This is a genomic window from Pseudomonas guariconensis, from assembly GCF_024127895.1.
Lineage (GTDB): Bacteria > Pseudomonadota > Gammaproteobacteria > Pseudomonadales > Pseudomonadaceae > Aquipseudomonas > Aquipseudomonas guariconensis_B.
On the sequence record NZ_JAMYBK010000013.1, the window covers coordinates 24,918 to 41,197 of the forward strand.

The window sequence follows — 16,280 nt, forward strand, 5'->3', positions numbered from 1 at the left end:
CCTGCATTTTCTGAGAACACCCCCAGGTTGTAAAACGCCTGGAACTATGACCTACTATTAGCTTCACTCATGCTTCGGACGCTGCGAATGTCGGAACGGATCCAGGCGCTGCATGCCCTGCGTGCCTTTGAAGTGGCATCACGCTACGGCTCTTTCACCCGGGCGGCGCAGGAGCTGGCCCTGACCCAGGGGGCGGTCAGCCACCACATCAAGACCCTCGAGACCCTGTTCGGCTGCGACCTGTTCGAGCGGCGCGGCCCCAAGTTGCGCCTGACCGAGCACGGCCGGCTGCTGGCGCAGGAGCTCAAGGTCGGCTTCAAGATCATCGAGAACGCCTGCGCGCTGTTGCGCCAGGACCGCTACGGCCTGCGCCTGAAGGCCCCCTCGACCCTCACCGTGCGCTGGCTGCTCAAGGCGCTGGATGCCTTCAAGAAGGTCGACAACAGCTGCAGCGTGCAACTCTCGAGCGTGTGGATGGACATCGACACGGTGGATTTCTATTCCGAACCCTACGACTGCGCCATCCTGCTGGGCAGCGGGCGTTTCCCGGCCGACGTCGAGAGCCTCAAGCTGTTCGACGAGTGGCTGATCCCGGTGTGCCATCCCGAGTACCTGGACCAGCCGAAGCCGGACCTGGCGGTGCTGGAGCGCTGCGAGCTTTTGCACCCCTCCGCGGACCGGCGCGACTGGCGGCGCTGGCTGGCGCGCATGGATGCGCTGGACATCAGCATCGACAGGGGGCAGGTGTTCGATACGCTCGACCAGGGCATCTCGGCAGCCCAGCAGGGCCTGGGCATTTCGGTGGTCGACCTGGTGCTGGCCAGCGCCGACCTGGCTGCAGGGCGGCTGGTCATGCCGTTCAAGCATGCGGTGGCCACCGGCGACGGCTACTACATGACCTGGCTCAAGGCCAGCCCCAAGGCGCGGCAGATGCACCGGCTGCGCGACTTCCTGCTCAGCCAGGTGCCGCCATTGGCGCACAAGGACATCGACTACCTGTACGGCTGAGGTTCCTGCTGGCTGCTGCGCAGCCCATCTCTGGCATTCAGCGGTAGAATGCTTCCTTCGCTTGAGCAAAACGATTCGAGGTCGACGCGGTGGAGTTGCAGCAGGGCTTTGTCCTCACCCGGCATTGGCATGACACGCCCGAGGGGACCTGCGTGGAGTTCTGGCTCGCCACCGACCAAGGCCCACGGCAACTGCGCCTGGCACCGCAGGAGTCGGTGGCGTTCGTGCCACTGGCGCATGCCGTGCGCGCCCGTGCCTTGCTGGCCAACGAGCGGGGCGTCGAGCTGCGGCCCCTGCGCCTGCGCGATTTCGAGCAGCGGCCGGTACTGGGCCTGTACTGCCGCCAGCACCGTCAGTTGATCCAGCTCGAACAGCGCCTGCGCAGTGCCGGCATCGACGTCTACGAAGCCGATATCCGTCCCCCGGAGCGCTACCTGATGGAGCGCTTCATCACCGCCCCGGTGCTGTTCAGCGGTCGCCCGGATGCCCAGGGCGTGCTCTGCGATGCCCAGCTCAAGCCCTTGCCGGATTACCGCCCGGCGTTGCGCCTGGTATCGCTGGACATCGAGACCAGCGAGCGCGGCGAGCTCTACAGCATCGCTCTGGAGGGCTGCGGCCAGCGCCAGGTCTACATGCTCGGGCCGGCCAACGGCCAGGCCGATGACCTGGATTTCGACCTGCAGTATTGCGACGACCGTACCCAGTTGCTCGGCTGCCTGAACCAGTGGCTGGCCCGCCATGACCCGGATGCGATCATCGGCTGGAACCTGGTGCAGTTCGACCTGCGCCTGCTGCACGAGCACGCCACGCGCCTGCAGGTACCGCTGGCCCTCGGCCGCAACGGCGCGCCCCTGGGCCTGCGTGCCCACAGCGGGCGCAACCATGTGTTCGCCGATGCGCCGGGGCGCCTGCTGATCGATGGCATCGAGGCACTGCGCGCGGCGACCTGGAGCTTTCCTTCGTTCAGCCTGGAAAGCGTCGCCCAGGCCCTGCTCGGCGAAGGCAAGGCCATCGACACCCCGTACCAGCGCATGGACGAGATCAACCGCATGTTCGCCGAGGACAAGCCGGCCCTGGCCCGCTACAACCTCAAGGACTGCGAGCTGGTCACGCGGATCTTCGCCCATACCCGGCTGCTCGAGTTCCTGCTCGAGCGTTCCACCGTCACCGGCTTGCCGGTGGACCGCAGTGGCGGCTCGGTGGCCGCGTTCTGCCACCTGTACATCCCGTCCATGCACCGCCTGGGCTTCGTCGCCCCCAACCTGGGCAGCCGCCCGGACGAAGCCAGCCCCGGCGGTTTCGTCATGGACTCGCGGCCTGGCCTGTACGACTCGGTGTTGGTGCTCGACTACAAGAGCCTGTACCCCTCGATCATCCGTACCTTCCTGATAGACCCGGTGGGCCTGGTCGAGGGCCTGCGCCAGCCGGATCACGCCGATTCCGTGGAGGGCTTTCGTGGGGCGCGTTTCGCCCGCCGCCAACATTGCCTGCCAGCCATCGTCGAGCGGGTCTGGCAGGGGCGCGAGGCGGCCAAGCGGGCCGGTAACGCGCCGCTGTCCCAGGCGCTGAAAATCATCATGAACGCCTTCTACGGCGTGCTCGGCTCCAGCGGTTGCCGCTTCTTCGACCCGCGCCTGGCCTCGTCCATCACCCTGCGCGGGCACCAGATCATGCGCCAGACCCGCGCCCTGATCGAAGCCCGTGGCTTCGACGTGATCTACGGCGACACCGACTCGACCTTCGTCTGGCTCAAAGAGGCCCATGACGAAGCGGCCGCCGCGCGCATCGGCCAGGCCCTGGTCGCCGAGGTCAACCAGTGGTGGCGGCAACACCTGCGCGAGACGATGGACCTGGACAGCGCCCTGGAGCTGCAGTTCGAGACCCACTACCGGCGCTTTCTCATGCCGACCATCCGTGGTGCCGACGAGGGCAGCAAGAAGCGCTACGCCGGCCTGGTACAGCGCGGCGAGGGGCGCGAGGAACTGGTGTTCAAGGGCTTGGAGTCGGTGCGCACCGACTGGTCGCCCCTGGCCCGGCAGTTCCAGCAGGAGCTCTACGGGCGGATCTTCCGTGGCCAGCCTTACCGCGACTATGTCCGTGACTATGTGCGCCGCACCCTGGCCGGTGAGCAGGACGAGTTGCTGGTGTACCGCAAGCGCCTGCGCAGGCCGCTGGCCGACTACCAGCGCAACGTGCCGCCCCACGTGCGCGCCGCACGGCTGGCCGATGCGTTCAACAGCCGCCTGGGCCGGCCCCGGCAGTACCAGAACGGTGGCTGGATCAGCTACGTCATCACCACCTCGGGCCCCGAACCCCTCGAGAACCTGCAGTCGCCGATCGACCACGAGCATTACCTGAGCCGCCAGTTGCAACCGGTGGCGGACGCCATACTGCCGTTCGTGGGCGATGATTTCGCGGCCCTGACCGATCGCCAGCTACTGCTCTTCTGACCCGCGGGTATTACCCCTCTAACGCCGTCCGCCGCCTCGCACGGCCTAGGGTGCTGCCTTTTCCGCCACCCAGGAGAGGCAATCGATGGTCACCCACACCCCACCTTCGGCATACGCGGCCGCCCAGGACGCGCTCATCGGTGCGCGTCTGCCGTACTGGCTGCGCTCGGCGAGCGTCGAGCAACTGGCACCGTTGCAGGATGCCATGGGCCTGAGCCTGTACTTTCGCCAGCGGGTTCGGCAGTTACTTGCAGGCGTGCAGGGCATCGACCGCTTCGCCGAGCCCTTGCTGGTCCAGGCGTTGCGGGCGCGCTTCGGCGCAGCGCTGGACATTCATCGCCTGCGTTTTCGCCTGGGGCACCGGGAACCGGTGATCACCTCGCAGCCGATCGGCTATCCGGTGACGGTGCCGGTCTATGCCGAGATCGGCCTGTTCGAGGCCGCGCTGCGCAATTTCACTGCGGCAGAGGCCGAGGCAGGAGGGCAGTTGCCCGGCAACGGCCTGGTGGACCCGCTGGATGCCCAGGCCAAGCTGCCGTGCGCGCAGCAGTTCGCCAGCCTGTGCCGTGAACTCGACCTGGGTGGGCGCTACCAGCGCCATCTGCAGGGTATCCTCGAACCGGCCGACGGCGAGGCGCGCCGCCAGGTGCTGTCGTTGCTGGCGCGGGCACGGCGCTACGGCATGCTGGCCGATGCCCATGTGGCCAGGATCAAGGGTGCGTTGAACGAGGCCGAGCTGCAGCTGTTGGTGCGGCTGTGTGGCCTGCATCGCGCGCCCACGCTCGAGGGCAGCCCGGTCATCGCCAAGCGCTTGAGCCTGCTCGGTTGCACGCTGGAGCAGATCGTCGTGCTCGATGTCCGCGATGAAAGCCTCAGCCCGCTGTACAGCACCAGCCGCCGGGTACTGGTGCATATCCCGGACGATCCGCAGGCACCCTGGCAGGCGTTTCCGGACTTGCGTCATTTCGCCAATGCCTTGGGCAAGCGCCTGCGCACCCCGCAGTACCAACGCTTCTTCAGCCGCTTCGTGCGGCGGCGCGACAGCCAGCGCTTCTTTGCCAGCGTGGTCCAGGGCTACCAGGGGGTGTCCGAGCTGGCCAACATCGACCTGGAGGCGCGCATGCATGCCTACCCGGAGCCGCTGTTCGATAGCCTGGCCCGGGCGCGCATCGGCCAGATCAAGGACGATGCCGCCATGATCGCGGTGCCGAAGGCCGAGGTCGATCGCCAGGTCCAGCGCGAGCACGCCCAGCGCCTGGCAGCCGAAGGCTGGACCCTGCTCAACCTCGCCGGGTTGTTCGTCCCGGTGATCGGCGCGGCGCTGCTGGCGGTGAGCGCCTGGGAGCTGCTTGGCGAGGTCTACCACGGTATCGAGGCCTGGCACGAGGGGGAAACCACCGAAGCGCTCGAGCACCTGTTCAATGTCGCCATCGACGTTGCCGTAGTCGCCGCTACCGCTGCGGGCATCACCCTGGTGCGCAACGCCTGGTCCCGCTCCAGCCTTGTCGACAGCCTGTTGCCGGCGCAGTTGGAGGACGGCAGCACACGCTTGTACAAGCTTGACCTGGCGGCCTTTCGCAGCGAGGCGCCACCGCCGCAAGCCGTGCCCGATGCGCAGGGTATCCACCGCCTGGGGGCACAGGCCTGGATCGAGATGGACGGGCATCATTACCCTATCGTCCAGCGCGCCGGTGATGGCCGCTGGCAATTGCGCCCACAGGGCGGCCATGGGCCGCTGCTATGCCACAACGGTGCCGGTGCCTGGCGCCTGTGGTCGGAGCAGCCGGCCCGCTGGGACGATCCTCATCGCCTGTTCCGCCGCCTGGGTGGCCCGTTCGCGCGCCTCGACGACGAACAGATCGACCAGCTCATGACGGCGCATGGCCTGGAGGCCAGTCACCTGCGTGCGCTGCATGTCCAGGGGCAGGCGCCCGAGGCGCAGTTGGTCGACAGCGTCGAGCGGGTATTGCTCGAGCAGCGTATCCGTGAGTTGGTCGGCCGCCTGCGCGGCGGCGAGCCGGTCAGCGACCGCTTCGTGCTGCAGCATGCCCAGGCCTTGCCCGGGGCGGCTGGGCTGCCCGACCAGGGGGTGGCAGAGCTGGCCTGGAACCTGCGCAGGCCATTGTTCCAGCGCCTGTACGAGAGCGCCCAGGGCAGCGACAAGCCCGGTGTCGCGACCCTGCGCCGAGCATTCCCCGGCCTGCATGGCCGGGCTGCCGAAGCGTTGTTGGAGGCGGCCCGGGTCGCGGACCGGCGCCGCTTGCTCGACACCGGTCGGGTTGCGCTGCGCCTGGCCGAGTCGGCGAGGACGAGCGTGGGACAGATACGTGTGGCCAGGGTATTCGAGGCGCTGTACCTGGACACCTTGCAGACGGGCGACCTGGCGCGTGTGGCCCTGGCCATGGCCAGGCAACTGCCGGGCGCGCCGGCGGGGCGCTGGCGCTTGTTCGAGGGTAGCGTGCAAGGGCCATTGCTGCTGGTCCTGGAGCAGGGCGAGGAGGGCGGCGGCTTCGACCTGCTCCACCGCGATGGCCGCTTCCAGTTGCTCGACGAGCAGGGCCAGGTGCTGGCCGGCTGGGGGGAGCTGTTCGAGGTCATCGCCGCCGCCTACGGCGACCGCCAGCGGGATGCCATGGGCATCGGCGAGCCCTTCGCCCATAACCTGCGGGTGCTGGTGGGGCGGCTGGCGGCGCGCCAGCGTGAGGCGGTCGCACGGCTACTGGGGCAGGGCGAGCCCATCGGCTGGTTCCGGCCTCCACGGCGCCTGGACGATGGCCGAGTCGGTTATCCGCTGAGTGGCCGGGGCGCATCGCGGGGCAGGCCGCAGGCGCTGTTCGCCCGGGTGCGGGCGGTGTATCCGACGTTCGACGATGCGCAGATCGATGCCTGGCTGCAGGAGGTGGGGCGCTCGGGCCGGCAGGTGGAGAGCGAACTCGCCCGGCTGGGGCATGAGTTCGAGGCACTGGATGACCACCTGCGGGCCTGGAGCGAGCAGCCCGCCAGCGGCATGCAGCGCCGCGAGCGGCGGCATTTCGCCCAGGTCCTGCTCAGTTGCTGGCAGCGCCGGGGGCCGCAGTTGTTCGACCAGCGTGGGCAAGCGACGGGGTATCGCCTGAGTATCTGGGCGCTCAGCCTGGAGCGCTTGCCCGAGCTGCCCGAGGCTGTGAGTTTCCCCCACATCCATGAGTTGTCGCTGATGGGCTTGGGGCTGCGGGAAATGCCACAGCGTTTCCTGGGCGCTTTCCCGAACCTGCAGGTGCTGGAGCTGGCCAGCAACCGCTTGACCCGCCTGCCGCCGGGCCTGGAGGCGCTGACATCGCTGCGTGAGCTGGACCTGTACGACAACCGTGTCGTGCTCGACACCGAGCAGGCCATGACCCTGGCCAACGGCGAAATGCTGGAGTTCATCAACCTGTCGCGCAACCCGCTGGGGCGAACCTTCCCGCTGTACCGGCTGGACCGCTTGCGGCGTCTGTACCTTCGCGCCACCGGGATCAACGAACTCCCGCCCGCCCTGATGGACCGCCTGGAACTGACCATCGCCGACCTGCGCGACAACCAGATCACGACGCTGCCGGAGCGTTTCTATCGTGCACCGATCTGGGTGGGGCGTACCGTGATGCTGACGGGCAACCCGTTGGACGAACAGGCCGCGCAACGCCTGGAGGCCTTTTCCCAGGCCCATGGCATGCCGGCGCCGCAGGTGGCGGGCCCTTCCTCGATGTCGTTGCGCCGACGCTGGCTCGACGCCGCCGACAGTGTCCAACGGGCCGTGCAGTCCTCGACGTGGGACGAGCTGGAAGCCGAGGATGGTGCGGACGATTTCTTCGCCATGCTCGCGCGGCTGCTGGAAACCGTGGATTTTCGCGATCATCGCCAGGCCCTGGCCAACCGGGTGTTCACCCTGCTGCAGAGCATGTGCCGCTACGAAGGGCTGCGCAGCGAGCTGTTCAACCAAGCGCGCATGCCCCTGACCTGCCAGGACAGCGTGATCCTGAGCTTCAGCGCCCTGGAACTGCGCATGCTGGTCTGGCAGGCGCGGGTCGACGCGGCCGCCGGTGGCCAGGAGCAGGCCCTGGTACGGTTGGGCCGCCAGCTGTGGCGGCTGGACGAGGTCGAACGTATCGCCCTGGAGGACATCCAGGCGCGCCGGGCCGCAGGCAGCGATCCGGACGAGATCGAGGTAAGCCTGGCCTACCGCCTGGCATTGCGTGATGCGCTCGACCTGCCGGGGCAACCTGCCGACATGGCCTACGCCGACGTTGCCGGGCTGGACCGGTCGCGCATCGACCAGGCCCGGGAGCGCGTGCTGGCACTGCAGACGCCGGAACGCCTGGCGCAGTCGCTGGTAGAGCGGGACTTCTGGCAGGAACACCTGCTACGCGCCCACGCCGAGGTCTTCGAGGCCCTCGATGCGCCGTTCCAACGCCGCGTCGAGGCATTGATGGAGAGATCGTCGGCGTTGCCGGAGGGCCAATACCTAGCGCGGATGAATAGCATCGGCAGCGAGCGCCAGGCGGCTCGGCGCGAGCGGATGCTGGCCCTGACCCGCATCGCCCTGGCCGAGGCGCCGCCTGCCAGTGACGACACCCCGGGGGCCTCCTGAGGCGAGGGGTAGGGCGAGCACCTGCCGCGACCCCGGTGGCTTTCGGCTATGCTCAGGTTCGGGTGTCGGCATTTTCCGGAGATGCCGTAGGCCTGGTCTGGAAACCGGAAGTTACCTTTGACCTGACCACCTGCCCAGGCAGGTGGTTTAGGCTCGCAGGCCGGATCTTTCTCCCCGATCTGTAGTCATTTGGTTCATCGAGACAATAAGGAGATGCGCATGCTCGTCCGGTCACTGACCCTCGCCACCTTGCTCGCCGTCGCCGGCCCCTTGCTCGCTGCGGACAGCGATGCACCGTTGGCCAAGGAGCTGGGCAAGGCCAGGCCGCTGATCATCATCGCCCCCAGCACCGCCGACCCCACCTTGCGCGGCCTGAACGAGGCCCTCAAGGACCCGGCCACCCAGGCCGCGTTCAAGGAGCGCAGCCTGGTGCTCTACAGCGTCGCCAACATGATGGGCAAGCGCGAGGACAAGAACCTCGAGCAGCAGACCACCATGGCCTTGATCCGCGAGCTCAAGCTTGGTGCCAGCAAGGGCACCAAGGTGATCCTGGTGGGCAAGGATGGTGAGCGGCACATGCTCAAGGATGACGACAGCGGCGAGCAGCTCGACCCGCAGGTGATCTTCAAGGCGGTGGACGAGCTTCCCGCCAGCGAGAAGGCGGTGACCGCGCCCGAGCCGGTGGCCAGCAGCACCGAGAAGGCCAAGGACAGCAAGCCCGGCAAGCCGACCAAGCCCCTGGCGCCGCCCAAACCGCTGGAAGACTGAGGATGTGCCGCGCGGGGTGGGGCGCCGGCGACGCCTCGTCCCCGACCCTTCGCTGATAGCCGCGAGGCGATGTTCCAGTGGTCTGTATCTGACTGTATCCAGCCACCTGGTCGACCCACTTCCATACAGAAAGCCCACCTGCCTGATACACCTGCGATACACCACTGCGGCGAAATGGCTCCACCTCTCAACCACAGTGGAGCACCAGCATGAAACATTCGAAGAACACCCTTGGCCTGCTCAGCGTCGCACTGCTCGGCGGCATGGCCCTGGGCAACAGCGCGTTCGCTGTCGAGCCCCTGGCCCAGGGCTACCAACTGGCCGCAGCCAAGACCCCAGGCGAAGGCAAATGCGGCGAAGGCAAGTGTGGGGGCAGCGGCAAGGCCACCCAGGGCGAAGGCAAGTGTGGCGAAGGCAAGTGTGGCGGTAGCGCCAAGGTCGGCCAGGCCGAGGGCAAGTGCGGGGAGGGCAAGTGTGGCGATGCCTCCTTCGCCCGTACCGACAGCAACCATGACGGCAAGGTCTCGCGCGAGGAGTTCCTCGCCGTGGCCAAGGACCGCGCCGCCGACTTCGACAAGATCGACAGCAACCACGACGGCGTGATCTCCGAGCAGGAGGCTTACGACCACCTCAAGGCCCTCTACCAGGCCAGCGGCAAGCCGATGCCCGAGGGGCTGTTCAGCCACCTGGCTGGCGAGTCCTGATCGAGCGGGCTCCCACGGACTGCCTGCGGGCGGTGATGTGGGGGCCTTGTCGCAGCGCCTTGTGGAGAACCGAACATGAACGACCACCCCTTGCGCACCGGCCTCGGCTTGCGCCGTGGCCTGCTGCCCGAGCTGCTGACGATGGCGGACGGCGCGGTGGATTTTCTCGAATGCGCGCCGGAAAACTGGATCGGTGTCGGCGGAGCCTATGGCCAGGGCCTGGAACGCCTGGCCGAACGTTTCGCCATCGCCTGCCACGGCCTGTCACTGTCACTGGGCGGCAGTGCACCGCTGGACCAGGCCTTTCTCGCGCGTACCCGGCAGTTTCTCGAGCGCTACCAGGTACGCCTGTACAGCGAGCACTTGAGCTACTGCAGCGACGATGGTCACCTCTACGACCTGATGCCGATCCCGTTCACCGACGAGGCCGTGGTGCATGTCGCGGCGCGCATCCGCCAGGCCCAGGACCAGCTTGGCCGCCGCATCGCCGTGGAGAACATCAGCTACTACGCCGCGCCCTACCAAGCCATGAGCGAGCTGGCGTTCATTCGCGCCGTGCTCGAGGAGGCCGACTGCGACCTGCTGCTGGACGTCAACAACATCGTCGTCAACGCCTGCAACCACCGTTATGACGCGCTGGCGTTCCTCCAGGGCCTGCCGGTCGAGCGTGTGGTCGGCATGCACGTGGCCGGGCATTACGACGAAGCACCGGACCTGAAGGTCGACACCCATGGGGCGCCGGTGAAAGAAGATGTCTGGTCATTGTTCGCCAGTGCCTGCCAGCGCTTCGGCGTGCAACCGACGGTGCTGGAGCGCGACTTCAATTACCCGCCCCTGGACGCGCTGCTCGACGAGACGGCACGCATCCGCCAGTTGCAGCAGGCGGCAGGGAGTGTGCGCGATGAATGAAACCTTGCGTCAGCAGCAGTTCACCCTGGCCCGCCATCTGCGCGATCCCGCAGCCAATCCACCACCGCCGGGCATCGAGGCGCGGCGCCTGAAGGTCTATCGGGAGCTGTTCTACAACGCCATCGAGGGTTTGCTGGCCGGCAGCTTCCCAGTCATGCGCCAGACCCTCGGCGAGGCCCGCTGGCATGCCCGGGTGCGTGACTTCCATGCCCACTATCGCAGCCAGACGCCGCTGTTCACCGAGGTCGCCGAGGTGTTCATCGACTACCTGCACGGCATCGAGGCGGATGCACCCTGGCAGTTGGAACTGGCCCACTATGAATGGTTGGAGGCGCAGTTGTACCTGAGCGATGCCGAGGACCCAGAGCACCGGCCCGAGGGGGATCTGCTCGAAGGCGAGCCGTTGCTCTCCTGCGTGGCCCGGGTGCTCGCCTACCGCTGGCCGGTGGAGCGCATCGGCCCCGGCTACCAGCCTGCCGAGCCCCCCGATACACCCACCTTGCTGCTGGTGTATCGCGACGCCGACCTGCAGGTGCGCTTCGCCCGCCTGACGCCGCTGGCCTACCAGTTGCTGGCAGGGCTCCAGGGTAGCGGGCGCGAGCGGTTGCAGGCCTTGGGAGGCGAAGAGATCCAGCGTCAGGGGCTGGCTTTGCTCGAGGCTCTGCGCGGGCAGGGGATCATCGTCGGTACGCGATAGGTTGTCCCAAAGCGGCTGTGCGCGAGGCTCAACGCTTGGCCGGCTTCAACCGCGACACCCCGAACAGTACCAGCGCCAGCCCCGCGATCTGGTAGGCCGAGATCGACTCGCCGAGGATCGCCCACGACGCCAGCACCGTCAGCATCGGCCCCAGGTTGCCGACCGCCGCGGTCTGGGTCACGCCCATGCGCTGGATCGCCAGGGCTACCCAGTAGATCGGCAGCACGGTGGAGAACACCGCCATCATCGCCGCATGGGTCCATACCGCCGGCGGCAGTTGCCACAACTGGGCCGTGTCCGCCACCAGCAGGTAGTGCGCCAGCACCATCAGCGACGAGGCCGTGCCACACAGCCCGGCCAGGCGCATGGAGCCCATGCGCTTGAGCATCATGCCGGTGCCGGCGTAGTACAGGGCATAGGTCACCGCGCTGGCGAACACCCACAGCGCGCCGACGAGCACCTGCTGGCCGCCCCCCGACATGCCGAGGTCGTGGACGAAGGCGATGCCCAGGCCGAGGTAGCACAAGCCCATGGCCGACAGGGTGCGCAGGCTGGGCCGTTCACGCAGGGCGACGGCCTGGAACACCAGTACCAGGGTCGGGTAGGTGAACAGGATCAGCCGCTCCAGCCCGGCACTGATGTACTGTAGGCCATAGAAGTCGAACAGGCTGGCCAGGTAATAGCCGAACAGGCCGAGTAGCGCTACGCGCAGGCCATCCCCCAGCCCAAGGGCAGCGCTGGACGAGCCACGGCTGAACCACACCAGCCAGACGAACAAGGGCAGCGCGATGCCCATGCGCATGGCCAGCAGGCTGATAGCGTCCACGGGGCCTGCCGCGTAGGCGAGTTTGACGAAGATGGCCTTGAAGCTGAAACCCAAGGCCGCGAGCACGGCATACAAGGCACCGTTGTGCAGTTGGCGTTGCAAGTGGGCGCGGATGGCGAGCATGGCGTGTCCGAGAAAGGGGAGTGGCGAGGCTTATTCTGGGCAGAAGGCGCTGGCGCTAGAATCGCTTTTTATCGAACATGGCGTTCTGATTTGGAGAAGCCCCATGCATTTCGACCTGCCTGACCTGCGCCTGCTCGCCGCCATCGCCGCCACCGGTAGCCTGAGCAAGGCGGCGGCGACCTTCCCGGTGGCGGTGTCGGCCGCCAGTACCCGCTTGCGGCTGTTCGAGGAACGTTGCGGCCTTGCCCTGTTCGTACGTCGGGTCGACGGCATGCAACTGACCCCGGCCGGCCGCCTGGTGCTCGAAGCCGCCCGCAGTGTGCTGGGCGAGGCGCAGAGGCTGCAGGACACCTTGCAGGAGCTGGCCGGCCAGCGGCGCATCACCTTGCACCTGGCCGCGTCCACCGTGACCAACAGCACCCTGCTGCCGGCGGTGCTTGGGCCGTTTCTGGCCGACTATCCGGAGGTGGACCTGCAACTGGTCGAGCACAAGAGCCTGGACGTGCTGCGCGTGGTGCTGGCCGGTGAGTGCGAGATCGGCGTGTACGACGGCAACCTGGCCAACGAGGGGCTGGTGTCGCTGCCGTTTCGTACCGAGCGCCTGGTCCTGCTGACGCCCGCCGACCACCCGTTGGCGTCCCGCGGGCAACTGCGGCTGGTCGATGCCCTAGGGTTTCCCTTCGTCTGCCTGCCGGCCGAGCGTGCCATGCAGCGCTTCGTCGAGGAGCTGGCGATGAACCTGGCCATGCCCCTGAAGGTCCGGGTGCGTGCGCCGAGCTTCGAGGCCATCGCCCAACTGGTGGCCCAGCGCGCCGGCATCGCCATGTTGCCCGAGACGGCAGCCCTGCGTGCCGAGCAGGAGCTGCCGGTGCGCCGGCTGGCGCTGGAGGAGCGCTGGGCGACGCTGGAGTTGCGGGTGTGTTTTCGTGGTTGGGAGAGCCTCAGCTCCCATGGGCGTCAGTTGGTGGGGTTCCTGTCCGGGCAGTGAGCTGTCAGTGACTCCGCATCCGGGGCTGCAAAGCAGCCCCGCCTGCCTCAGGCGGCTCAGACCTTGAACTGCGCCACCATGCCATTCAACTCCACCGCCAGTCGCGACAGGTCCTGGGCCGCCGCGCTGGTCTGGTTGGCCCCGGCCGAGGTCTGCATGGCCAGGTCGCGGATGTTGACCAGGTTGCGGTCCACCTCGCGGGCCACCTGCGCCTGCTGCTCCGATGCGCTGGCGATCACCAGGTTGCGTTGATTGATCGAGGCGATGGCCTCGGCGATCACCTCCAGAGCCTGGCCGGCCGACTGGGCCACTTCCAGGGTGCCGGTGGCACGCCCCTGGCTGGTGTGCATGGCCGTGACCGCGCGCTCGGTGCCGGACTGGATCCCGACGATCATCTGCTCGATCTCGGCGGTGGACTGCTGGGTACGGTGGGCCAGGGCGCGTACTTCGTCGGCGACCACGGCGAAACCGCGTCCGGCCTCGCCGGCACGGGCCGCTTCGATGGCGGCATTGAGCGCCAGCAGGTTGGTCTGCCCGGCGATCGCGCCGATCACGTCGAGCACGCGGCTGATTTCGTTGGCGTTATTGGCCAGTTGCTCGATTTCCTCGGATGTGCCGGTGACATCGTTGACCAGGTGCTGGATCGAAGCCAGGGCCTGGTTGACCTGGTCGCGACCATCACGGGTGGTCTGATCGGCCCCTTTGGAGGCATCGGCGGTGTTCACCGCGTTGTTGGCCACTTCCTCGACGGCGGCGGTCATCTGGTTGACCGCCGTGGCCGCCTGGTCGATCTCCGCGCTTTGCTGGTGCAGACCGCGGCTGGTGTCTTCGGTGACTGTGTGCAGTTCTTCCGAGGCCGAGGCCAACTGGTCCGAGGAGGCGGCGATCTTGCGGATGGTCTCGCGCAGGCTCTGCTGCATGCGGGCCAGGGCACGCAGCAGCAGGGCCGGCTCGTCGCGGCCGTGGACCTGGATGTCGCGGGTCAGGTCGCCGGTGGCCACGCGCTCGGCCACGGCCACGGCGTCGGCCAGGGGGATGACGATGCTGCGGGTGAGCAGGGTGGCGAAGGCCGCCAAGGCCAGGATGATCACCACCAGGGAGGTGATGATCAGCGAGAAGGCCTGCTCGAACACACTGCTGCTGCGCCGGGAGGCCGTTTCAGCGCCGTCGGCGTTGTACTGGATCAGCGCATTGAGGGACTGGAGCATGGTGTCGGCGTATTCGGCCAGGGGGCCGTTGATCAGGCGCCGGGCCTCGTCGAGACGGTCGGTGGCGACCGCGTCGCGGATCGACTTCTGCAACCGGTGGTAACGCTCGCTCAGCTTCATGAAGGTGTCGAACAGGGCGCGATCGTCATCGGCGATGATGGTGCGTTCGTAGGCGTTCAGGTCGCTTTCCAACTGCTGGTTGACCTGGACGATCGAGGCCAGTGTCGCCTGCCTGGCGCTGGGCTGTTCCTCCAGCACGCTGCGCAGGGTCAGCGCCCGCGCCCGGCCGAGGTTGTTGCTGACATCGCCCAGCGCGATGACTGCCGGCATCCAGGTCACGCGGATCTCGTCGGTGGCACGGTCCATCTGGCGGGTTTCGTAGAGTGCGAACAACCCCATGGCCAGGACCAACAGGCCCAGTAGGGTGAATACGGCGGCGGCCCGTATGCCGATCTTCATGTTCCGGAGTTGCATTGAATGCTCCTTGGCGTTGGCAGCCCCAAGAGCGCTAGACGGCACAGGAGGGTGATCAGGCTCTCGACGGGCTGCAAATGTGGGTTAAGTCCCTAGAGTTGATGGTGTTTTTGCTGAATGATGCCATATAGCCACTATCGATTGAACAGGTATCCAATAAAATTGTATACAGACAATAGACAGAAGGCCGCCTCCCGCCCCCTCGCGGCATCGAGCCGCAGGGGAGACGCGAAGCGGCCCCGGTGACGATCGGGTCTGTCTACACGATCGGAATCAGTGGATCGGCTGCCGCCAGGGCCTGGGCGCGATCGGCGGCCGGCGGGTAGATCCACACCGAGTTGATCTGGCGCTTGAGGGCCTTGCCCTCCTGGCCCTGCAGCTTGAGCTCACGCTCCCAGCCCTCGCTGAACGCCGCGCCCCAGTCGCCCAGGTCGAGGCAGGTCACGTACTTGGGCTGGCGATACACCACCGGTGCCACGCCCAGCAGGTCGGCCGCCACGTTGTTGCCGCTGTGACGGCCCATGGGAATGGCGTGCTGGCAGGTCATCAGGGCATGGTTGCCTCGCTCGTCCACCACGGCCCAGGCCACGTCGCCGGTGGCATAGATGTGCGCCTGGCCGATCACTTTGAGGTGTTCGTCGACGCGCAGGCGGCCCAGGGCATCGCGTTCGCCCGGCACTTGGGCGGTCAGCGGGCTGGCCTTGACGCCCACGGTCCAGATCACGGTCTTGCTGGCGATGTAGTCGCCGTTGTCCAGCGTCACGCCGCCGGCGTCGATGCCCATCACCGAGGTACCTGCCAGCCACTCCACGCCGGCCTGCTCGCAGGCTGCGACGATCGCCGGGGTGATGCCCGCGCCCAGCGCTGCGCCGATGCTGGCGCCCCGGTCGACGACGATCACCCGTGGTGCTGCGTCGTTACCGAGGATGGCGCGCAGGCGGGCGGGCAGCTCGGTGGCGGTCTCGATGCCAGTGAAGCCGCCGCCGCAGACCACCACGGTATTGCGGGCAGGGGAGGCGGGCAGCGCGGCCAGGTCGACCAGATGCCGCTCCAGGCGCATGGCCGACTCCATCTGGTCGACGTCGAAGGCATGCTCGGCCAGGCCCGGCACGGCCGGGCGTGCCACCTGGCTGCCGGCGGCCAGGACCAGGCGGTCGTAGCCGATCCGCTGACGCTGGCCGTGATTGTCGGTGTAGCCGACGCTGCGGCCGTCCACGTCGATGGTGTCGGCATGGCCCTGGATGAAGGTCACGCCCACCGCCTCGAACAGGGCGCCCAACGGTGCCTTCATGCCGTGTACGTCGCTTTCGTAGAAGCGCGGGCGGATGCGCAGCTCAGGCTGGGGCGCGAGCACGCTGACCGTGACGTCGCCGCGCTGGGCCTGGTCGAGCAGGCGTGCGGCGCTCAGGGCGCTCCAGACACCGGCGAAGCCGGCACCGATGATCAGGATGTGTGGGTTCATGAGGGTGCTCCGCTGGATTGCATGGGGGGTGAAAGGTGTACGGCGTGGATTCGTGTA

The 16,280-nt window shown here is 67.5% G+C and carries 11 protein-coding genes; 8 read left to right on the plus strand and 3 right to left on the minus strand.

Annotated features, from left to right (window positions below; all coding sequences use genetic code 11):
* Positions 1–87: 87 nt before the first annotated feature.
* From NJF35_RS14800 to NJF35_RS14830, 7 genes are all read left to right on the plus strand, one after another.
* Positions 88–1,008, plus strand: coding sequence for a LysR substrate-binding domain-containing protein (locus tag NJF35_RS14800; RefSeq protein ID WP_225789712.1), 921 nt, complete (start codon positions 88–90; stop codon positions 1,006–1,008).
* 89 nt (positions 1,009–1,097) lie between these two features.
* Positions 1,098–3,458 carry a DNA polymerase II gene (locus tag NJF35_RS14805; RefSeq protein WP_253091205.1) on the plus strand — a complete coding sequence of 787 codons (2,361 nt, stop codon included), beginning with the start codon at positions 1,098–1,100 and terminating at the stop codon, positions 3,456–3,458.
* A gap of 85 nt (positions 3,459–3,543) precedes the next feature.
* Positions 3,544–8,064 (plus strand): NEL-type E3 ubiquitin ligase domain-containing protein, encoded by a 4,521-nt coding sequence (locus NJF35_RS14810; RefSeq protein WP_253091206.1) that lies wholly within the window; start codon positions 3,544–3,546, stop codon positions 8,062–8,064.
* A 219-nt stretch (positions 8,065–8,283) separates the two neighbouring features.
* Positions 8,284–8,832 carry a DUF4174 domain-containing protein gene (locus tag NJF35_RS14815; protein ID WP_225789709.1) on the plus strand — a complete coding sequence of 183 codons (549 nt, stop codon included), beginning with the start codon at positions 8,284–8,286 and terminating at the stop codon, positions 8,830–8,832.
* A 209-nt stretch (positions 8,833–9,041) separates the two neighbouring features.
* Positions 9,042–9,536, plus strand: coding sequence for an EF-hand domain-containing protein (locus NJF35_RS14820; protein ID WP_253091207.1), 495 nt, complete (start codon positions 9,042–9,044; stop codon positions 9,534–9,536).
* A 75-nt stretch (positions 9,537–9,611) separates the two neighbouring features.
* Entirely contained in the window at positions 9,612–10,445 is an 834-nt protein-coding gene (locus tag NJF35_RS14825) for a DUF692 domain-containing protein (protein WP_225789707.1), read from the plus strand.
* Positions 10,438–11,142, plus strand: a complete 705-nt coding sequence (locus tag NJF35_RS14830; RefSeq protein WP_225789706.1) for a DUF2063 domain-containing protein — start codon at positions 10,438–10,440, stop codon at positions 11,140–11,142. The genes NJF35_RS14825 and NJF35_RS14830 overlap by 8 nt, the downstream gene beginning before the upstream one ends.
* Positions 11,143–11,170: 28 nt before the next feature.
* On the opposite strand, the gene NJF35_RS14835 is transcribed toward NJF35_RS14830, so the two are convergent.
* Entirely contained in the window at positions 11,171–12,091 is a 921-nt protein-coding gene (locus tag NJF35_RS14835; RefSeq protein WP_225789705.1) for a DMT family transporter, read from the minus strand.
* 103 nt (positions 12,092–12,194) lie between these two features.
* Here NJF35_RS14835 and NJF35_RS14840 point away from each other — a divergent pair, with 103 nt between their 5' ends.
* On the plus strand, positions 12,195–13,079 hold the full coding sequence (locus NJF35_RS14840) for a LysR substrate-binding domain-containing protein (RefSeq protein ID WP_225789704.1): 885 nt from the start codon (positions 12,195–12,197) through the stop codon (positions 13,077–13,079).
* Between the two features lie 56 nt (positions 13,080–13,135).
* Here NJF35_RS14840 and NJF35_RS14845 read toward each other — a convergent pair whose 3' ends face one another.
* A complete protein-coding gene (locus tag NJF35_RS14845) occupies positions 13,136–14,761 on the minus strand; it encodes a methyl-accepting chemotaxis protein (RefSeq protein WP_225789703.1) in 1,626 nt (541 codons plus the stop codon).
* Positions 14,762–15,020: 259 nt separating this feature from the next.
* A complete protein-coding gene (locus NJF35_RS14850; protein ID WP_225789702.1) occupies positions 15,021–16,223 on the minus strand; it encodes an NAD(P)/FAD-dependent oxidoreductase in 1,203 nt (400 codons plus the stop codon).
* Positions 16,224–16,280: the final 57 nt, after the last annotated feature.